Origin of the sequence: Xanthomonas hortorum pv. pelargonii (genome assembly GCF_024499015.1) — a bacterium.
Classification (GTDB): domain Bacteria; phylum Pseudomonadota; class Gammaproteobacteria; order Xanthomonadales; family Xanthomonadaceae; genus Xanthomonas; species Xanthomonas hortorum_B.
In genome coordinates, this window is record NZ_CP098604.1 from 4,476,497 (window position 1) to 4,495,104 (window position 18,608).

The window sequence follows — 18,608 nt, forward strand, 5'->3', positions numbered from 1 at the left end:
AACGACCTGCCTGCCGGCACAGGGCCGGCACGGTGCTGCATCACTCCGTCTCGCTCGGTTGGCAGCGTCCTGCTGATCGCGGCGTTCATAGGCAGTGACAATGCGCTGCACCAGCGGGTGGCGCACCACGTCGCGTGCTTCGAAAAAGGTGAAGCTGGCGCCGTCCACATCGCGCAGCACTTCCACCGCGTCGCGCAGGCCGGATTTGACGTGTTTGGGCAGGTCGATCTGGGTCAGGTCGCCGGTGATCACTGCCGTGGAGCCGAAGCCCAGACGGGTCAGGAACATCTTCATCTGCTCGATGGTGGTGTTCTGCGCTTCGTCGAGAATCACGTAGGCATCGTTGAGCGTGCGGCCGCGCATATACGCCAGCGGCGCGATCTCGATGACGTTGCGCTCGAGCAGCTTGACCACTTTTTCCACGCCCAGCATTTCGTATAGCGCGTCGTACAGCGGGCGCAGATACGGGTCTACCTTCTGGCTCAGATCGCCCGGTAGAAAGCCCAGTTTTTCGCCGGCTTCCACCGCTGGGCGCACCAGTATCAAGCGCTGCACGCGCGATTCGTTGAGCGCTTCCACAGCGCAGGCGACCGCCAGGAAGGTCTTGCCGGTACCGGCCGGGCCGATGCCGAAGTTGATGTCGTGGGTGGCGATCGCATGCAGGTACTTGGCCTGATTGGCGCCGCGTCCACGCACAGTGCCGCGCTTGACCTTGATCGCCACGTCCTGGGCTTCGTAGGAACGCTCGACCACGTGTTCGACGTTGGCATCGTTCAGGCGCAGATGGATCGCGTGGTTGTCGAAAACGGTGGAGGCGGCCTCTTCGTACAGCGCGATCAGCAGCGTCTGCGCGGCGGTGATGGCCGGCTCCGGGCCGGTGACACGGAAGATGTTGCCGCGGTTGGCGATCTCCACGCCGAGCTTGAGTTCGATCTGGCGCAAGTGCGCGTCGAACGGGCCAGCCAGATTGGCCAGGCGCTCGGTGTCGTCGGGTTCCAGGGTGAAGTCGCGGTGTACAGGTGAGTTCATGGTCGGCTCGGACAGCGCATGCGTGCGGCGTCGGTAGGGCGGGACGAAAAGGGTAGCGCGCAGCGTGTGATCCCACCAACACGCCCGGCGGCACGGCGGCGTGGCCATGCGCGTGCCCGCCGGCGCGTTCGAGTTCTCCACAAGCGCTGTGGAGTCACGCATCCACAACCTGTGGATAGAATTGGTGACGCTTACTGGCGTAAGGCCTGGCAGGATGGTGGCGAAAAAATCACCAGTGCGCACGCGCTTGTCCACAACCGATGTGGATCGAATTCGGTAAAGCCTGTGGGTAAGTGTGGCCAGGCCTTGCGTAGCAAGGCGTTGTGGATGGGTGGCGAATTTTTCGCCACCAGTGCGCGCAGCGAGCGACGCGATGGATCATGTCGATGCTTGTCGTTGTCTGCGACTGCAAAGAGACAGCTCAGGTGAGCCACCAGTACGCGACTGGCGCAGGTTGTATGGATCGCCGGCAGCGCGTGATGCACGCGATGCCTTCAACATGGCGCCGAGCAATCCGGCGCCTGCGCTGCATCAGCGTGCGCTTTCATCCAGGTGGATGCGACCACGCAGCGAATTGCTCATCGCCTCGGTGATCAGCACATCGACAAATTGCCCGATCAAGCGCGCATTACCGGGGAAATTCACCGGGCGCATGTTCTCGCTCTTGCCGGTCAACTCATTCGGATCGCGCCGCGAGGGGCCTTCCACCAACACCCGCTGCACGCTACCGACCATGGACTGCGAAATACTGGTGGCATGCGCATTGATCTGCGCCTGCAGGCGTGCCAGACGCGCCTGTTTGACGGCGTCGGGCGTGTCGTCCTGCAGATCCGAGGCCGGCGTTCCAGGACGACGCGAATAGATGAAGGAAAAGCTCTGATCGAAGCCGACATCCTCGATCAACTTCATGGTCTTTTCGAAATCCGCTTCGGTCTCGCCGGGGAAGCCGACGATGAAGTCCGAGCTGATCGAAATGTCCGGGCGCACCGCGCGCAGCTTGCGGATTTTGGATTTGAATTCCAGCGCGGTGTAGCCGCGCTTCATCGCCGACAGAATCCGGTCGCTGCCGGCCTGCACCGGCAGGTGCAGATAGTTGGCCAACTGCGGCACGTCGCGATACGCATCCACCAGCGAATCGGAAAATTCCAAGGGATGCGACGTAGTGAAACGGATGCGGCCGATGCCGTCGATCTGCGCGATGGTGCGAATCAGCAAGCCCAGATCCGCATACTGCGCGGCGTCTCCCGCTTCGGCGCCATATGCACCGCGATACGCGTTGACGTTCTGGCCGAGCAGGTTGATCTCGCGCACGCCTTGCGCGGCCAGTTGCGCCACTTCCACCAGCACGTCTTCGAACGGCCGGCTCACTTCTTCGCCGCGGGTATAGGGCACCACGCAGAACGAGCAGTATTTGGAGCAGCCTTCCATGATCGACACGAACGCCGACGGGCCATCGGCGCGCGGCTCGGGCAGGCGATCGAACTTCTCGATTTCCGGGAAGCTGATGTCCACCTGCGACTTGCCCGACTCGCGCCGCGCGCGGATCAGCTCGGGCAGGCGATGCAGGGTCTGCGGGCCGAACACCAGATCCACATACGGCGCGCGCTTGACGATGGCTTCACCTTCCTGCGAGGCCACGCAGCCGCCAACACCGATGATCACCGGCGTGCCGCCGGCCTTGTGCCTGCTCTCCTTGAGCAAGCGCCAGCGGCCCAGCTGGCTGAACACCTTTTCCTGCGCCTTCTCGCGGATGGAGCAGGTATTGACCAGCACCACGTCGGCGTCTTCGGGGTTGTCGGTCAACTCCAGCCCTTCGGAGGCGGCGAGTACGTCGGCCATCTTGGCCGAGTCGTACTCGTTCATCTGGCACCCGTGGGTCTTGATGTACAGCTTGCCGCGCACCACGGCGGGCGCTGCCGGGCGTGCCACGGGCAGCGGCAACAGGGCAGGTGCGTCCACGGCGGTGGCCGCGGACAGATCGGAAACGGATGTCCCGGGCATGGCGCTTATTCCAGGCGGGTAGAAGATAGCCGCGCAGTTTACCCGCTTGCGCCGGCTGCGTCCGGATGCTCAGGGCCTGGCGTTGATCGCCTCGGCGCGGCCGAATGCCGGCCGGTCGGCCATACGCGCGATGTAGGCGCGGGTGGTGGCAGGCGGGTCGACCAGGCCGAAATCGACCATCCAGCCAAGCGCGCCGCCCCACAGCACATCGGCCGCGCTGCAACGATCGCCCAACAGATAGTCGCCCTTGGCCAGCTGCGCATCGACCACCTGCAGCACCGTGTCGCAGTCGGCGTACGGCGAGATCGCGCGCGGCGGGGCGTCGCGCTTCATCGCGCGGTCGATGATCGCCGGCTCGAACGCCGAACCGTAGAAGGCCAGCCAGCGCAGATAGGCGCCGCGATCGGCATCGCCCGGTGCCGGCGACAGGCCGGCTTCCGGATACAGCTCGGCCAGGTACTGATAGATCGCGCCCTGTTCGGTGACCACGCTGTCGCCGTGCCGGATCGCCGGGATCTTGCCCATCGCGTTGATCGTCAAGTACTCGGGCGCGAGCTGTTCGCCTTTTTCCAGATCGAGGATCTGCAGGCTGTAGCTGGCGCCGAGCTCTTCCAGCAAGACCAGCACGCCGCGCGAGCGCGAGCGGGGATTGTGGAACAGGGTGATGTGGCGGTCGTCGGGCATTGCGGGTTCCTAGGTCGGTACGGCAGGAGTTCAAACGGCAAGCGTTCGTGCAGCAGGAGTCGATGAGGTCATCCTACGCAGCTATTGCGGACACTTTCTCTCCGCAATACGGTGACGCGATGGCTTCGACCGCTGCCCGCCTGTTGCGTCTGCTTTCTCTGCTGCAGGCGGCCGGAGCTGGTCCGGCGTGGCCCTGGCTGAGCGCCTGGAAATTCATCCGCGCAGCGTGCGGCGCGATATCGACCGCCTGCGCGAGCTCGGCTACCCGATACAGGCCGCGCCCGGAACCGGTGGCGGCTATCGGCTGGGGCAGGGCGCAGCCGCCTTGCCGCTGTTGTTCGAAGAAGACGAAGCGCTCACCGTGGCGATCGCCTTGCGCGCGGCCGCGCCGACGATCCGCGACATGGACGCGGCAGCGGCGCGGGTGCTGGCCAAGCTCGATCCGCTGTTGCCGCGACGCAGTGGCCAGCGCGCCAGCGCCGCGCATGCGGCCATGGCCAGCTCTCCTTCCGATGTGCGTGAACCACTGACCCAGGCCCTGAACGCGTTGCGAGCGCAACTGGACCGGCTGCCCCGGTAACGCCTGCCGACACTTGGCAAGCCCAGGGCAAGCTGGGACACTCCGCCACATGAAGGGGATGTCAAGAGTGCTGGGGCTGTTACTTGTCACGTTGTCGGCGGCGCCGGCCAGCGCCGGCACCTTGTACAAGTGCGTCAGCGGCGACGGCATCACCAGTTATTTGAGCAAGCGCCAGAGCGGCGCCGCCTGCAGCGTCATCAGCAGCTATACCCCGGATCGCTCTACCCGCCGCACACCGCCGTCTTCTGTGCGCGCGACGCCAGGCTCGATTGCCGGCCCTGCGCGCCGCATCGCCAATATCGACAGCGGCGCGCCGGCCACGATCATCAGCCAGCCGGTCAGCCAAACGCCGCGTCGCGCTGCCGAGGTCGCTTCAGCGGTGGTGCCGCGCGCGCTGCCGGGGTCGGAGACGTCCATCGTGCAGGCGCCTGCCGCCGCAACGGCGGTCAATCCGCGTCGGGTGGTCAGCGGGCAGGTCTATTCCTATATGAAGGACGGCGTGCGCCACTACACCAGCGCCCGCCCGCGTCAGGTCGCCAGCATCGAAGGCCTGCGCACCATCCATTACAGCTTTATCGAGACCTGCTACGCCTGCGGCGCAAAGCCCGGCGTCAACTTCGGCGCGATCCGGCTCAACACCAATGCCTATCAGCAGGAAATCACTGCGGCGGCGCGTGAGTTCGGGGTCGAAGAAGCGATCGTGCGCGCGATCATCCATGCCGAGTCGGCCTACAACCCGCTGGCGCTCAGCCGTGCCGGCGCGCAAGGGCTGATGCAGCTGATGCCCGGAACCGCGCGCCGCTTCGGCGTCAGCGATGCCTATGATGCATCGCAAAATATTCGCGGCGGCGTGCAGTATCTGTCCTGGTTGTTGAAACGCTTCAACGGCGATCTCACGCTTGCCGCTGCCGGCTACAACGCGGGCGAGGGCGCGGTGGATCGCTATGGCGGCGTGCCGCCTTACAGCGAGACCCAGCGCTATGTACAACGCGTCGGCCTGCTGGCCGGTCGCTATCGCGGGCAGACCACGGCAGCCAACTGAGCTGCGTGCGTTATCGACACGCATCTGCATGCAGCGTTTGCACAGCGCAGCTCCGACTGCGTACATTGCATTGTCTGTGCATTAAGCGTTCCGCTACACTGCGGTCGATTCATCGCGGCTGGACCCCCCGCCAGCCGTTGGCAGCCTCACGCTACCTAATCAAGATCGGAGAGCCGGATGGCCAACGATGGGGTTAACGCACCTGCTGATCTCGGGCGTCGTCGGTTTTTGACCGCGACAACCTCCGTGGTCGGTGCGGTCGGAGCAGGATTTGTTGCAGTTCCGTTCGTGAAGTCGTGGAATCCCAGTGCACGCGCCAAGTTGGCCGGCGCACCGGTGACTGCCGACATCAGCGCCTTGCAGGAAGGGCAACGGCTGGTTCTGGAGTGGCGCGGTCAGCCGATCTGGATCGTCAAGCGCTCCAAGGCGATGCTCGACGCACTGCCCTCGCTGGACGACCGGCTCAAGGACCCCAAGTCCGAGAACAAGGACCAGCAGCCGGACTACGTGCTGAAGAACCCCGAGTACCGCTCGATCAAGTCCGATATCTCGGTATTGGTGGGCCTGTGCACGCATCTGGGGTGTTCGCCCGAGATGGTCGCCGAGATCCGGCCCGAGCCCTACGACCCGCAATGGAAGGGCGGCTACTTCTGCCCTTGTCATAAATCGCGCTTCGACATGTCCGGCCGCGTCTTCGACGGCGTGCCGGCACCGATCAACCTGCTGGTGCCCCCACACCACTACGTGGACGACAACACGCTGGTCATCGGCGTCGATCCGGATGGCGCCGGTACGTCGGCCAAAAGCACGGGGGCTGCCTGATGAGCAATATTCTTGTCCGTACCGCGAATGGCGTGTTCGAGTGGGTCAACGAGCGCGCGCCCGGCCTGATGCCGGTTTATCGCAAGCATGTCAGCGAGTACTACGCGCCGAAGAACTTCAACATCTGGTACTACTTCGGCTCGCTGGCGATGGTGGTGCTGGTCAACCAGATCGTCACCGGCATCTTCCTGACGATGCACTACAAGACCAGCGCTGCCGATGCGTTCGCTTCGATCGAATACATCATGCGCGACGTGGAGTGGGGCTGGCTGATCCGCTACATGCACAGCACCGGCGCCTCGCTGTTCTTCATCGTGGTGTATCTGCACATGTTCCGCGGGCTGATGTACGGCAGCTACCAGAAGCCGCGCGAGCTTGTCTGGATCCTCGGCATGCTGATCTATCTGGTGCTGATGGCCGAAGCCTTCATGGGCTACGTGCTGCCCTGGGGGCAGATGTCGTTCTGGGGCGCGAAGGTGATCATCTCCTTGTTCGGCGCCATTCCGGTGATCGGCAATGGCTTGACCGAATGGATCATGGGCGACTATCTGCCCGGCGATGCCACGCTCAACCGCTTCTTTGCCTTGCACGTCATCGCGTTGCCGTTGGTGCTGTTGCTGCTGATCGTGCTGCATCTGGGCGCGCTGCACGAAGTGGGCTCCAACAATCCCGATGGCGTCGACATCAAGAAAGGTCCCAAGGGCAATCGCTGGGATGCGCACAAGCCTGCCGACGGTATCCCGTTTCATCCGTATTACACGGTCAAGGATCTGGTCGGTGTCGGCTTCCTGCTGCTGATTGCGGCCTTCATCATCTTCTTCGCGCCGGCCTTCGGCGGTCTGTTCCTGGAGCACGACAACTTCACCGAGGCCAACCGGCTGGTGACCCCGGAGCACATCAAACCCGTTTGGTACTACACGCCGTATTACGCGATGTTGCGGGTGGTGCCCAACAAGCTCGGTGGCGTGGTGGTGATGTTCTCGGCGATCGCGATCCTGTTTCTGGTGCCGTGGCTGGATCGCGCCAAGGTCCGCTCAATCCGCTACCGCGGCTGGATTTCCAAGGTCGCGCTCGGCGTGCTGGTGGTGTGCTTCGTATGGCTGGGCGTAATCGGCTCCGGGCCGGGTACCGACGCGCACGAGACCTATGTCGGGCGGGTGCTGACCTTCCTGTATTTCGCTTTCTTCATCACCATGCCGGTGTGGACGCGGATAGATAAGACCAAACCGGTACCGGAGCGGGTGACCACGCATGACTAAGCACATCGTGAAGTCATGGAAGTCACGCTTGATTGCGCTGCTGTGCGCTCTGGTCGTTGCCGGCGGCGCGATGGCGGCCGAAGGCGGCGCAGTACAGCAGACCGGAAACGATCTAAGCGATCGTGCCTCGCTGCAACGTGGGGCGCAGTTGTTCATGAACTACTGTTCGGGCTGCCATTCGCTGAAATACCTGCGCTATTCGCGCATGGCCAGCGATCTGGGCTTGAGCGAAGCGGAGGTCATGGCCAACCTCAACTTCACCGGCGCCAAGATCGGCGAGCACATCGAAGGCACCATGCCGCACGATGCAGCGACCAAATGGTTCGGCAAGGCGCCGCCGGATCTGACCCTGATCGCCCGCGTGCGCGGCACCGATTGGGTCTATACCTACCTCAAGTCGTTTTATCTGGATCAGACCCGTCCGTTGGGCTGGAACAACCAGTTGTTCCCGAACGCGTCCATGCCCAACCCGCTGTGGGAACTGCAAGGCCTGCAGCAGGCGCAGTACGGGCCGCCGGATAAGGCCACCGGCGACAAGCCGGTGCGGGCGCTCAAGCTCGGTCAAGCTGGACGCCAGACACCAGTCGAGTTCGATCAGACCGTGCGCGATATCTCCAACTTCCTGGAATACGCGGGCGAGCCGGCGGCGCTGAAGCGGCAAAGCATGGGCGTGTGGGTGATTCTGTTTCTGGCCCTGCTGACCTTCATCGCCTATCTGCTCAAGAAGGAGTATTGGAAGGACGTGCATTGATCGCGCTGTGAGTGCGGCAGCGGCCGTGCAATGTCGCGGCCGCCCGACGCAGCGAACACAACTTGGCGATCGCCAAGCGTATGTGGGCGCTGTGGAAGAACCGGACTGGACGCGTGGTGCGTGCCGATTCCCGGCACCAGCCGCGTACGTCCGGCTGTCGCGCAATCATTTCTGTCAGCCGCCGTTGGCGCTATCTCGATGGTCCCAGGCCGTGTTGGCCGGTTGGTCGAGGGCGCGATGCCCTCACCGCTTGCGGGACACGCCGCAAGTACGTCCATGTAGGCTCGGTGGCGGCATCCATGCCGCCACACGGTCCCGCAATCGGCGAGGACACCGCACCAGAAAGTTAGTCGGCTGCTTCATTGAAAACATGCACACCGACTATCTCCACTGGTCCTTGCCGGCCCACCGTCGCGGGACCTTACGCGGCATGGATGCCGCGTAAGAGCCTACACGGACGTACTTGCGGCGTGTCCCGCGGTGGTGGGCCGGCAAGGACCCTGCAGCAAACCCGCAGATCAGCCGCAAACCCACCTGTTGATGACGCGTAATCGCCTGGCACGCCCGTCATTCAACAAGACAACATGGCTTGTTCGTGTTTTGAGGCCTTATCACCCTTGGCTTTTGCGTGACGTGATTGCACACTCGAAGGACCGTGGTGACGGTCGGCGTTGGGCCGGCTGCGCCGATGCGGCCGGCGGATTCCGGTCGTCGGAGAGCCTTGAATGGCGACGAGTGTGCGTATGCGAAATACCTTGACTTTGTTTTCGTCCAACGACGACGTGTTGTGCCACCGGGTCCGCTTGGTCCTGGCGGCGAAAGGGGTGACCTACGACCTGGTGCCGGTCGACCCACAAAATCCTCCCGAAGATCTGATCGATCTCAATCCCTATCACTCGGTTCCCACCCTGGTCGAACGCGACCTGGTGCTGTACGCCGCATCGGTGGTCAGCGAGTACCTGGACGAGCGCTATCCGCATCCGCCGCTGATGCCGGTCGATCCGCTGTCGCGCGCGCGCCTGCGGCTGGCGATGCTGCGGATCGAGCACGACTGGGTGCCGCAGGTGCAAGCCATCCAGCTCGGCAACAAGACCCAGGCCGAGGCCGGCCGCAAGCGCCTGAAGGAACTGCTCACCGCATCGGTGCCGTTGTTCAAGGCCAGCAAATTCTTCCTCAATCCGGAAATGAGTCTGGCCGATTGCGCCATGGCGCCGATCATCTGGCGACTGGACGCATTGGAGATCGGCCTGCCCAAGGACGGCAAGGCGATCGAGGACTACGGCAACCGGATCTTCCGCAATCCCGGCTTCATCCGCAGCCTGACCGATCAGGAACGCAAACTGCGCGACATGCCGGGCTGATGCGAGGGCTGTATGCCAACAGACCGAGGTCCGATCGCAGCGCCGCCGCTGCGGGTCGTGTGCGGGTAAAATGACGCCATGAGCGAAGATTTCCCCCGCATGACCAGCCATCGCCCGTACCTGTTGCGGGCCTTGGTCGAATGGATCAACGACAACGGCATGACGCCGCACGTTCTGGTGGACGCAGGATTGCCTGGCGTGCAGGTGCCTGCCAGTGCCGTCAAGGACGGTCGCGTCGTGTTGAACATCGCCGAGCGCGCCGTGGTCGGGCTGCAGGTCGACAACGAAAGCGTGCGCTTCACTGCGCGCTTCGGCGGCGTCAGCTATCCGGTGATGGTGCCGATGGCCGCCGTGCTGGCGGTGTACGCACGCGAGACCGGGCAGGGCATGGCCTTGCCGGACGACATCCCGGGCACCAGCACCGAACCGCCGGATCCCGGTGCACCGCCGCCACCGAGCCCGCCTACGCCGGACGAGCCGCCAAGTGCCGGCAAGCGCCCGCATTTGCGTGTGGTCAAGTAAGTGGACGTCCGGACGCGCATGGCGCGTCCGGCGTTCGATATGTGGCAGGCGCTTCGGTTACTGATGCGCACTGTGCGCATGCGGCACAGATGGACAACGGTGCTGCGACGAACAGACATGCTGCTGGGCAGGCACGCTGCAATCGAAGCATCGGAGCTGTCGATGCATCATCAGCGCAGCGGGGCCTTCGGTGGCGCATGCTCAAGCGCAGACGATGCATTCGGATCTGCGCAAACCAGTCAAGCCACGCTCAATTCAAGCGCTGATGGTCCGGGCTCAGCGGCGTCACCGTGGCCACTTGCGGGCCGGTGAAGGCGATCAGCTGATCGCCGCGCAGCACCAGACGGCCACTGTGGCGGTCCACGCCGTCATGCGAATACTCGAAACGAAACGTCCGCTCGAAGCCCAGCCAACCATTGGGTTTGCGGCAAATACGGATGTTGGTGGAATGCACGCTCTGGTCCAGCCACTGCACATCGGCAGCGCGGCAGGCATTGCGGCCGAGGATATCGGCGCGTTCGGCAGCCGCACGCGAGGAGTTCCAGAACGCGTATAGCGCGGCGCCGGCAATCATGAAGAGAATAAGGCTGGGCATGGGCGCCAATGTGCCACGGCATGCGCCCGATCGACAATCGTCATGCCGGGCCGCAGCGTTGCGTTGGCCGGTAGCAGGACATCCGGCATCGCCCAGTATCCGACGATCACGCAGCTAGCGTCCTCGTTGCACCGGCAATGGCAGCGTCCTCGCTGTCCCAGCATTGGCTGAGCACACGTCGCGAACGTGCATCGGCTTGACGCGAAAGGCGCGCATAGGCCGATATGTACCCGCGATACGTCGACTGCGAGCGCTGAATACACTCGTCTGAACGCTAGGCAGCAGCATCGATCACCGCACTAAACGATTCACCGCCATCGCGGTGGCTGGCTTGCGTCAGCGACCGCGCACCCCCATCCAGTGAACTCCCGCCGAGTTGAATCCGCGCACCGCTCGCTCTAACTTGGCGCGACGGTTCGGGGCATTGCCTATGCATCCTGTTCTGCAGCAGTTCCATCCTGTCGTGGCCGCATGGTTCGCGCAGACCTTTGCTGCGCCCACGCCGGCGCAGATTGCCGCGTGGCCGGCGATCCAGGCCGGGCGGCACACGCTGGTGGCTGCGCCGACCGGTTCGGGCAAGACGCTGACCGCTTTCTTCGCCGCCATCGATGCGCTGATCCGCGATGGTCTGGCCAACGGCGGCGCATTGCCGGACGAAACCCGCGTGGTCTACGTGTCGCCGCTGAAGGCGCTATCCAACGACATCCATCTCAATCTGGACGCGCCGCTGCAAGGCATCCGCACGGCCCTGCGCGCAGACGGTTTGCCGGATGTGGCAGTGCGCACAGCGGTACGTACCGGCGACACACCGCAGCGTGAGCGGGCCAAACTGCGGCGCGTGCCGCCGCATATTCTGGTGACCACGCCGGAGTCCTTGTATGTGCTGCTGGGCTCGGCCTCCGGGCGCAACGCGCTGCGGCACGTGCGCACCGTCATCGTCGATGAAATCCATGCGGTGGCGGCGGACAAACGCGGTAGCCATCTGAGCCTGACGCTGGAGCGTCTGCAACGATTGGCCGAGCGCCCGATCACCCGCATCGGGCTGTCTGCCACGCAAAAGCCGATTGAAACGGTCGCGCAATTTCTGGTCGGCGTCGGCGACGCCGGGCAACCTCCACCGCAGTGCGAGATCGTGGATATCGGCTACACCCGCACGCGCGACCTCGCGCTGGCCTTGCCGCCGACGCCGCTGAGCGTGGTGATGTCCAACGACCAGTGGCTGCAGGTATACGCCGAGGTAGCCGCGCTGGCGCAGCAACACCGCACCACGCTGGTGTTCGTCAATACCCGGCGCATGGCCGAGCGGGCCGCGCGGCATCTGGGCGATCTGCTCGGCAAACAGCGCGTGGCCGCACATCACGGCAGCCTGTCGCGCGAGACGCGCCTGCTGGCCGAGCAGCGCCTCAAGGCTGGCGAATTGACCGTGCTGGTAGCCACCGCATCGCTGGAACTCGGGCTGGATATTGGCGATGTCGACCTGGTCTGCCAGCTCGGCTCGCCACGTTCGATCGCCACGTTTCTGCAACGCACCGGACGCGCCGGGCATGCGGTTGGTGGCACGCCGAAGGCGCGGCTGTTTCCGCAGACCCGCGACGAGTTGGTCGAATGCGCTGCGCTGCTCGATAGCGTGCGCCGCGGCGAGCTGGACGCGCTACGGATTCCGCTCGCGCCGATCGATGTGCTTGCACAACAAATCGTGGCCGAGGCCGCCTGCGAGGACTGGGATGAAGATGCGCTGTTCGCGCTGGTGCGCCGCGCGTGGCCATTCGCTCAGCTGCGCCGGGAGACGTTCGATCGCGTGCTGGGCATGCTGTGCGATGGCTTCAGTACCCGGCTCGGGCCGCGTGCGGGTTATCTGCATCGCGATGCTGTGCACCGCCGCCTGCATGCACGCCGTGGTGCGCGCATGACCGCGCTGACCTCCGGCGGCACCATTCCCGAGACCGGCGACTACAGCGTGGTGCTGGAGCCGCAGGCGGAAAAGATCGGCACGGTGAACGAGGATTTCGCGGTCGAAAGCCTGACCGGCGATGTGTTTCAGCTCGGTAATGCCAGCTACCGCATCCTGCGTGTGGATGCGGGCCGCGTGCGGGTGGAAGATGCCAAGGGCGCGCCGCCGAACATTCCGTTCTGGCTGGGCGAAGCGCCGGGCCGCAGCGATGAATTGTCGGCGGCGGTGTCGCGGTTGCGTGGCGAGATCGCCGCACGGCTGGACAGCATGCCCCTCGATGCCACGCCGTTCGAAGGCGCGCTACTCGACAGCACGCTACTCGACAGCACGCCACGCGCCACCGCGCCACATCAAGCCGCCTGCGATTGGCTCTGCAGCGAGTTGGGCCTGGTCGCCGAAGCCGCGCGCCAACTGGTGGACTATCTCGCGCACGCCTGCGCGGCGCTGGGCACCATGCCGACCCAGCAATGTCTGGTGATGGAGCGCTTCTTCGATGCCAGCGGCGGCACCCAGCTGGTGATCCACTCGCCGTATGGCAGCCGCATCAATCGCGCCTGGGGTCTGGCGTTGCGCAAGCGGTTTTGCCGCACCTTCAATTTCGAATTGCAGGCCGCGGCAACCGAAGATGCGATCGTGCTGTCGCTCTCCACCAGTCATAGCTTTGCATTGGAGGAGGTTGCCCGTTATCTGCACTCGTCATCGGCCGAGCATGTGCTGATCCAGGCGGTGCTGGATGCGCCGCTGTTCGGCGTGCGCTGGCGCTGGAATGCGACCAATGCGATGGCGTTGCCGCGCTTCACTGGCGGCAACAAGGTGGCGCCGCAGTTGCAACGGATGAAGTCCGAAGATCTGTTAGCGAGCGTGTTCCCCGATCAGGTCGCCTGCGCGGAGAATCTGGTCGGCGAACGGCAGGTGCCGGACCATCCGTTGGTGACGCAGACGCTGCAAGACTGCCTGCATCAGGCCATGGACAGCGAAGGCTGGTTGCAGGTGCTGCGTGGGCTGGAATCCGGCGCAATCACGGTGGTGGCGCGCGACCTGGCCGCGCCATCGCCGCTGGCGGCCGAAGCCTTGAACGCGCGTCCGTACGCGTTTCTGGACGATGCGCCGTTGGAAGAGCGCCGCACTCAGGCGGTGCAAAACCGCCGCTACACGCCGCAGACTAGCGACGATCTGGGCCGGCTCGATCCCGATGCCATCGCCTCGGTGCTCGAGGAAGCCTGGCCGCAGCCACGCGATGCCGAAGAAATGCACGAAGCGCTGGTCGGGCTTGGCGTATTGCCCGTGGACGAAGCCGCCGATGCGCAATGGCAGGCCTGGTTGGCTGCGCTGGCTGCCGATGGCCGCGCCAGCTGTATCGCGTTGAACGGTGCGCCCCCGCTATGGATCAGCGCCGAGCGCATCGACTGGTTCACGCCGCTGTATCCAGATGCGTCGCCACAACCGCCGTTGCAGGCGCCGGCCGATTGCCGTGTCGCCGAGTGGGAACGCGACTGGGCTGTACGCGAACTGCTGCGCGGGCGCCTGTCTGCGATCGGCCCGGCGCAGGTGCCGGCATTGGCGGGCGCACTGCATTTGCCGCAGGCCGAGATCGTACTCGCGCTGGCGGCATTGCAGCGCGAGGGCTATGTCATGGCCGGGCAGTTCAGTGCCCAGGCGCAGTCGGAGGAGTGGTGCGAACGCCATCTGTTGGCGCGCATCCATCGCTACACCCTGGGGCGCTTGCGCCGCGAGATCGAACCGGTGTCGCAACGCGATTACGCGCGCTTTCTGTTCGAGTGGCAGCACCTTGACAGCGCCAGCCGTGTGGCCGGGCCGGATGCATTGGCCGGTGTTGTCGGGCAGCTGGAAGGCTTCGAAGCCCCCGCGCTGCTGTGGGAGAGCGAGTTGCTACCTGCGCGGGTATGCGACTACCAACCGGCGTGGCTGGACGAGTTGTGCACGGCCGGGCGCACCGTGTGGGCACGGCTGCGTCCCGGCGGTGGCCGCAGTGGTGCCGCGTTGCGCGCGACGCCCATTGTGTTGCTGCCGCGTCGCGAAGCGCAGCGCTGGAGCAGCCTGGCACGCGGTGTCGATGACGCACCCCTGGGCTCGCGCGCGCAGCGCGTGGCAGAGGTGTTGCAGCAGCAAGGCGCGTTGTTCTTCGATGAGATCGCCGATGCCGCCCGCTTGATGAGCACCGAGTTGGAAGACGCGTTGAGCGAGCTGGTGATGCGTGGCCGCGCGCATTGCGACAGTTATGCCGGGCTGCGTGCGCTGCTGGTACCGGCCTCCAAGCGACCGAGCGCGTTGTCGCGCCACCGTCGCCGCGCCAGTGCGCTGGGCATTCGCGATGCCGGCCGCTGGGCGCCGGTGCGCACGCTGCCGGAATTACCGTTGGCCGAAGCTGGCGAGCGGCATCAGGAGACCCTTGAACACGTTGCGCGCACGCTGCTGCGTCGTTATGGCGTGGTGTGTTGGCGGTTGCTCGAACGTGAGGCCGCATGGTTGCCGCCGTGGCGCGAATTGCTGCGCATGTATCAACGGCTGGAAGCGCGCGGCGAGATCCGGGGTGGTCGTTTCATCGAGGGCCTGTCTGGCGAACAATTCGCGTTGCCGGACGCGATTGCCGCGCTGCGCCGGGTGCGTGCACAGCCGCTGCAAGGGCAGTGGGTGTGCGTGAGTGCGAGCGACCCGAGCAATCTGCTCGGCAGTCTTCTACCTGGCGAGCGCATCGCGCGCGTGCCGGGCAATCGCATCGCTTATCTCGATGGCCTGCCGGTGGCGGTGTGGGCGGCAGATCGCTTCCAGCCGCTGCAGGAGCTCACCGCTGAGCAAGCCGAACAGGCACTGCGCTTGCTGCAACGTGGCCCAGGCGCTGCCGAGCAGACGCCGATGGAGCAATGGCTGGCTCAGTTGCCCGGCAGCACCGCGCGCGCGCCGGTCACGCGCGGAAGCGGACGCGACAAATAGCAGCTATCGGGGACCACCCAGCGCCACGGCGCATCCATCGCCTTGCGGATGCCGATGCGCGGCGTCGTCAGCGGAATCGATGGTGGCGGCAGGCCATCGTCTTCGATCCATAGCCGCGCGCTTGCGTCGGTCAGATCCAGCCCGTTATCGGCAGCCGTGACGCCGAATGCCTGGGCCAGGCGACCGGGGCCGGTGGTCAAGGTCTTGAGCGGGGCAGCGTTACGTGCAGCCTGCATGGAGGCGATCGTGGCCAGCGGCTCGAGCGCGCGAATCAGCACCGCATGGCCAGGTGCGCCGCCGCACACCGCGTTGATCGCCCAATGCATGCCGTAGATGATACACATACAGATGCCCGGGCGCACCGAACATCACCTGCGTGCGTGGAGTCATGCCGCGGAACGAATGCGCTGCCGGATCTTCGCTGCCGCAATACGCCTCGACCTCGGTAATGCGCCCGCGTCGTCCGTCCGCACTGACCAACACCTTGTTGAGCAATTGCGGTGCGACGCTGCGTGCGTCGTGATCGTAAAACGTGCGCGGGAGTGGCCGAGGCGACATGCAGGCAGCCTAGCGGCGCGGGCGTGATGTCGCTGCGGTTGTCCTTCAGGACTGTCCCGGACAACGCGCGAATCGCGGGTAGGATTTTTCCGAATGTGGGCTGCTGCGAGCGCATGACCGGTCACAAAAGCGCACATCCAACTGCCTGAATAGGCATCGCGGTAATGCCCGCATCTCAAGCGCGTTTTGCCTGCGCCGATAGCCATTAACGAACGGTTTAGAAACGCCGCGTCGTCGTGATCGCTACCTCGCAGCACGCCATCGCTTGTCCTTGCAGCGCTTGTCGCGCGCACCATCCTCAAGAGAACTTTCCAATGTTAGGCAACTTCAGAATCGGAACCAGGCTGATCGTGGCGTTCCTGATCGTCTCGGCGATCGGCGCATGCATCGGCTGGGTGGGCTATTCCAACTCCGGTCGTATCAGTGACCTGTCGAGCTCGCTGTATGAGCGCGAATTGCTGGGCTTGTCGAACGTGAAAGAGGCCAATATCAACCTCATTTATGCAGGCCGCGCACGTGCCAATCTGTTGTTGGCCAGCAGCGCCGAAGAACGCCAGTCGCATGTGCAGAGCATCGACAAGTACACCGCCAGGGTGGTCGATCACATCACCCGTGCGCGTGGCAGTTTCGAAACCGAAGAGGGCAAGACCAAGCTGGCGCAGTTCGATCGTGCCTGGCAAAAGTATCTGGACGAGCGCGGCCGCTTTATCGAAGTCGCCAACCGCGAGGCCTTGCGCGAAACCAATCCGGAATTGGCGGCGCTGTCGCGCGCCGTGCGCGCCAGTTCGGATGAAGTCGATAACCTGATGACCGATCTGAGCAGCCTGCGCGAGCGCAGCGCGGCATCGGCCAATGCGGAAACCGGTGCTATCCATGCACGCGCTTCCAAACTGCTGATCGCCATCATCTGCGGCGGCGTGCTGCTCGGTGCCATTCTCGGTGTGGTGATCAGCCGTAGCGTCACCGGCCCGATCCGCCGTGCAGTGGCGGTTGCCAATGGACTGTCGGAAGGCGATCTGAGCATGCGCATCGAGGTGCAGGGCCGCGATGAAACCGCGCAGTTGCTCGAAGCCATGCGCACCATGGTGCAGAAGCTGTCGCAGGTGGTCGGCGAGGTCAATACCAGTGCCGAGACCCTGGCCAGCGCATCGGAAGAAGTCAGTGCCACCGCGCAGAGCCTGTCGCAGGCCGCCAGTGAACAGGCCGCCGGTGTGGAAGAAACCAGCGCCTCGCTGGAACAGATGACCGCATCAATCAGCCAGAACACCGAGAACGCGCGCATCACCGATGGCATGGCCACCCAGGCCGCGAAAGAAACCATCGAAGGTGGCGAAGCGGTGGTCGCCACCACCCAGGCGATGAAGCAGATCGCGCAGAAGATCGGCATCATCGACGACATCGCCTATCAGACCAATCTGCTCGCGCTCAACGCGGCGATCGAAGCGGCGCGCGCCGGCGAACATGGCAAGGGCTTTGCCGTGGTCGCCGCCGAGGTGCGCAAGCTGGCCGAACGCAGCCAGGTGGCCGCGCAGGAGATCGGCGAAGTGGCAAGTTCCAGCGTGGAATTGGCCGATCGCGCAGGGCGTTTGCTGGACACCATCGTGCCCAGCATCAAGCGCACCTCGGATCTAGTGCAGGAGATTTCCGCCGCCTCCGAAGAGCAATCCTCCGGCGTCAGTCAGATCAATTCGGCGGTGGTGCAGCTCAGTCAGACCACCCAGCAGAATGCCAGCGCGTCCGAAGAACTGGCCGCCACTGCCGAAGAGATGAGCGCGCAGGCCGAACAACTGCAGCAGAGCATGGCGTTCTTCCGCCTGGGCGGGCAGGGGCCTGCGAGCACGCCGCCCAAGCGTGGCAAGGCGGTCGCCGCACGTCCGGCACGCGCCGCAGCTGCACGTGGTTGGCGCAGCACTGCAGCGCCGGCCTACGCCATGTCCGAGGGCCCGGACGAAGGCCAGTTCGCCCGCTTCTGAGAGACCGATCAATGACTGCACTGACCCCCGATGTGATGCCTGGCGACGCCGATGCGGCGGCCCAGTACCTGACCTTTCAACTGGCCGGCGAAACCTTCGCCATCAGCATTCTCGGCATTCGCGAAATCATCCAGTACCGCGCACCGACGCCGGTGCCGTCGATGCCGGCCTGCGTGCGCGGGGTGATCAATCTGCGCGGTGCGGTGGTGCCGGTGGTGGACCTGCAATCGCGGCTGGGGCGTGCCGACAGCGCCATCGGCAAACGCAGCTGCATCGTGATCCTGGCTACCGAGCAGGCGCAGGGACCGCAGGTGATCGGGGTATTGGTCGATGCGGTCAACGCGGTGATCGAACTGGCCGATCAGGACATCGAAGCCGCGCCCGCGTTCGGTACGCATATCCGCCGCGATCTGCTACGCGGCATGGGCAAGGTCGGCGAGCGCTTTGTGGTCTTGCTGGAGATGGAGCAGGTGCTGCATGTCGAGGAGATTGCCGGCACTGCCGATGCACTGGCCGCCTGAGCTGCAG

General features: G+C 64.7%; 12 protein-coding genes and 3 pseudogenes. 10 read left to right on the forward strand and 5 right to left on the reverse strand.

All coding sequences use genetic code 11. The features are described from left to right. Positions 1–75: 75 nt before the first annotated feature. From NDY25_RS19120 to NDY25_RS19130, 3 genes and pseudogenes are all read right to left on the reverse strand, one after another. A pseudogene (locus NDY25_RS19120) lies at positions 76–1,029 on the reverse strand (PhoH family protein); the annotation flags it as partial. Between the two features lie 531 nt (positions 1,030–1,560). After that, entirely contained in the window at positions 1,561–3,030 is a 1,470-nt protein-coding gene (miaB, locus tag NDY25_RS19125) for a tRNA (N6-isopentenyl adenosine(37)-C2)-methylthiotransferase MiaB (protein WP_168957344.1), read from the reverse strand. A gap of 69 nt (positions 3,031–3,099) precedes the next feature. After that, on the reverse strand, positions 3,100–3,714 hold the full coding sequence (locus NDY25_RS19130) for a glutathione S-transferase family protein (RefSeq protein WP_168957345.1): 615 nt from the start codon (positions 3,712–3,714) through the stop codon (positions 3,100–3,102). 119 nt (positions 3,715–3,833) lie between these two features. On the opposite strand from NDY25_RS19130, the pseudogene NDY25_RS19135 reads away from it, so the two are divergent. The 7 genes and pseudogenes from NDY25_RS19135 to NDY25_RS19165 form a co-directional block, all read left to right on the forward strand. Beyond that, positions 3,834–4,276 (forward strand): annotated as a pseudogene (locus tag NDY25_RS19135) (helix-turn-helix transcriptional regulator); the annotation flags it as partial. A 67-nt stretch (positions 4,277–4,343) separates the two neighbouring features. After that, positions 4,344–5,336 (forward strand): lytic transglycosylase domain-containing protein, encoded by a 993-nt coding sequence (locus NDY25_RS19140; RefSeq protein WP_168957346.1) that lies wholly within the window; start codon positions 4,344–4,346, stop codon positions 5,334–5,336. Positions 5,337–5,513: 177 nt separating this feature from the next. Further along, the gene (gene petA, locus NDY25_RS19145) at positions 5,514–6,158 is read left to right on the forward strand and encodes a ubiquinol-cytochrome c reductase iron-sulfur subunit (protein ID WP_043907856.1); all 645 of its coding nucleotides are present in this window, start codon (positions 5,514–5,516) and stop codon (positions 6,156–6,158) included. Continuing rightward, positions 6,158–7,417, forward strand: a complete 1,260-nt coding sequence (locus NDY25_RS19150) for a cytochrome b (RefSeq protein WP_006449543.1) — start codon at positions 6,158–6,160, stop codon at positions 7,415–7,417. The genes petA and NDY25_RS19150 overlap by 1 nt, the downstream gene beginning before the upstream one ends. Further along, complete coding sequence (locus NDY25_RS19155) at positions 7,410–8,168, forward strand: cytochrome c1 (protein ID WP_168957347.1); 759 nt, start codon at positions 7,410–7,412, stop codon at positions 8,166–8,168. The genes NDY25_RS19150 and NDY25_RS19155 overlap by 8 nt, the downstream gene beginning before the upstream one ends. Before the next feature lie 725 nt (positions 8,169–8,893). Further along, the gene (locus NDY25_RS19160) at positions 8,894–9,529 is read left to right on the forward strand and encodes a glutathione S-transferase N-terminal domain-containing protein (RefSeq protein ID WP_006453247.1); all 636 of its coding nucleotides are present in this window, start codon (positions 8,894–8,896) and stop codon (positions 9,527–9,529) included. 78 nt (positions 9,530–9,607) lie between these two features. Continuing rightward, positions 9,608–10,051: a ClpXP protease specificity-enhancing factor gene (locus tag NDY25_RS19165; protein ID WP_168957348.1), complete on the forward strand. Its 444-nt coding sequence runs from the start codon at positions 9,608–9,610 to the stop codon at positions 10,049–10,051. Between the two features lie 250 nt (positions 10,052–10,301). On the opposite strand, the gene NDY25_RS19170 is transcribed toward NDY25_RS19165, so the two are convergent. Beyond that, positions 10,302–10,646 (reverse strand): DUF3301 domain-containing protein, encoded by a 345-nt coding sequence (locus tag NDY25_RS19170; protein WP_074057315.1) that lies wholly within the window; start codon positions 10,644–10,646, stop codon positions 10,302–10,304. 430 nt (positions 10,647–11,076) lie between these two features. Here NDY25_RS19170 and NDY25_RS19175 point away from each other — a divergent pair, with 430 nt between their 5' ends. Then, entirely contained in the window at positions 11,077–15,549 is a 4,473-nt protein-coding gene (locus NDY25_RS19175; protein ID WP_168957349.1) for a DEAD/DEAH box helicase, read from the forward strand. Here the strand turns inward: NDY25_RS19175 and NDY25_RS19180 are convergent. After that, positions 15,489–16,107: pseudogene (locus NDY25_RS19180) on the reverse strand (DNA-3-methyladenine glycosylase). The gene NDY25_RS19175 and the pseudogene NDY25_RS19180 overlap by 61 nt on opposite strands. 314 nt (positions 16,108–16,421) lie before the next feature. On the opposite strand from NDY25_RS19180, the gene NDY25_RS19185 reads away from it, so the two are divergent. Together NDY25_RS19185 and NDY25_RS19190 are read left to right on the forward strand one after the other, a co-directional pair. Continuing rightward, complete coding sequence (locus NDY25_RS19185; RefSeq protein ID WP_023904244.1) at positions 16,422–18,080, forward strand: methyl-accepting chemotaxis protein; 1,659 nt, start codon at positions 16,422–16,424, stop codon at positions 18,078–18,080. Positions 18,081–18,091: 11 nt separating this feature from the next. Continuing rightward, entirely contained in the window at positions 18,092–18,601 is a 510-nt protein-coding gene (locus NDY25_RS19190) for a chemotaxis protein CheW (protein ID WP_168957351.1), read from the forward strand. The last annotated feature ends 7 nt before the right edge of the window (positions 18,602–18,608 follow it).

Excerpts from the sequence above, each read along its gene's own strand:
- miaB (WP_168957344.1), bottom strand. The coding sequence starts at position 3,030 with ATGCCCGGGACATCCGTTTCCGATCTGTCCGCGGCCACCGCCGTGGAC.
- NDY25_RS19130 (WP_168957345.1), bottom strand. The coding sequence starts at position 3,714 with ATGCCCGACGACCGCCACATCACCCTGTTCCACAATCCCCGCTCGCGC.
- NDY25_RS19140 (WP_168957346.1), top strand. The coding sequence starts at position 4,344 with ATGAAGGGGATGTCAAGAGTGCTGGGGCTGTTACTTGTCACGTTGTCG.
- petA (WP_043907856.1), top strand. The coding sequence starts at position 5,514 with ATGGCCAACGATGGGGTTAACGCACCTGCTGATCTCGGGCGTCGTCGG.
- NDY25_RS19150 (WP_006449543.1), top strand. The coding sequence starts at position 6,158 with ATGAGCAATATTCTTGTCCGTACCGCGAATGGCGTGTTCGAGTGGGTC.
- NDY25_RS19155 (WP_168957347.1), top strand. The coding sequence starts at position 7,410 with ATGACTAAGCACATCGTGAAGTCATGGAAGTCACGCTTGATTGCGCTG.
- NDY25_RS19160 (WP_006453247.1), top strand. The coding sequence starts at position 8,894 with ATGGCGACGAGTGTGCGTATGCGAAATACCTTGACTTTGTTTTCGTCC.
- NDY25_RS19165 (WP_168957348.1), top strand. The coding sequence starts at position 9,608 with ATGAGCGAAGATTTCCCCCGCATGACCAGCCATCGCCCGTACCTGTTG.
- NDY25_RS19170 (WP_074057315.1), bottom strand. The coding sequence starts at position 10,646 with ATGCCCAGCCTTATTCTCTTCATGATTGCCGGCGCCGCGCTATACGCG.
- NDY25_RS19175 (WP_168957349.1), top strand. The coding sequence starts at position 11,077 with ATGCATCCTGTTCTGCAGCAGTTCCATCCTGTCGTGGCCGCATGGTTC.
- NDY25_RS19185 (WP_023904244.1), top strand. The coding sequence starts at position 16,422 with ATGTTAGGCAACTTCAGAATCGGAACCAGGCTGATCGTGGCGTTCCTG.
- NDY25_RS19190 (WP_168957351.1), top strand. The coding sequence starts at position 18,092 with ATGACTGCACTGACCCCCGATGTGATGCCTGGCGACGCCGATGCGGCG.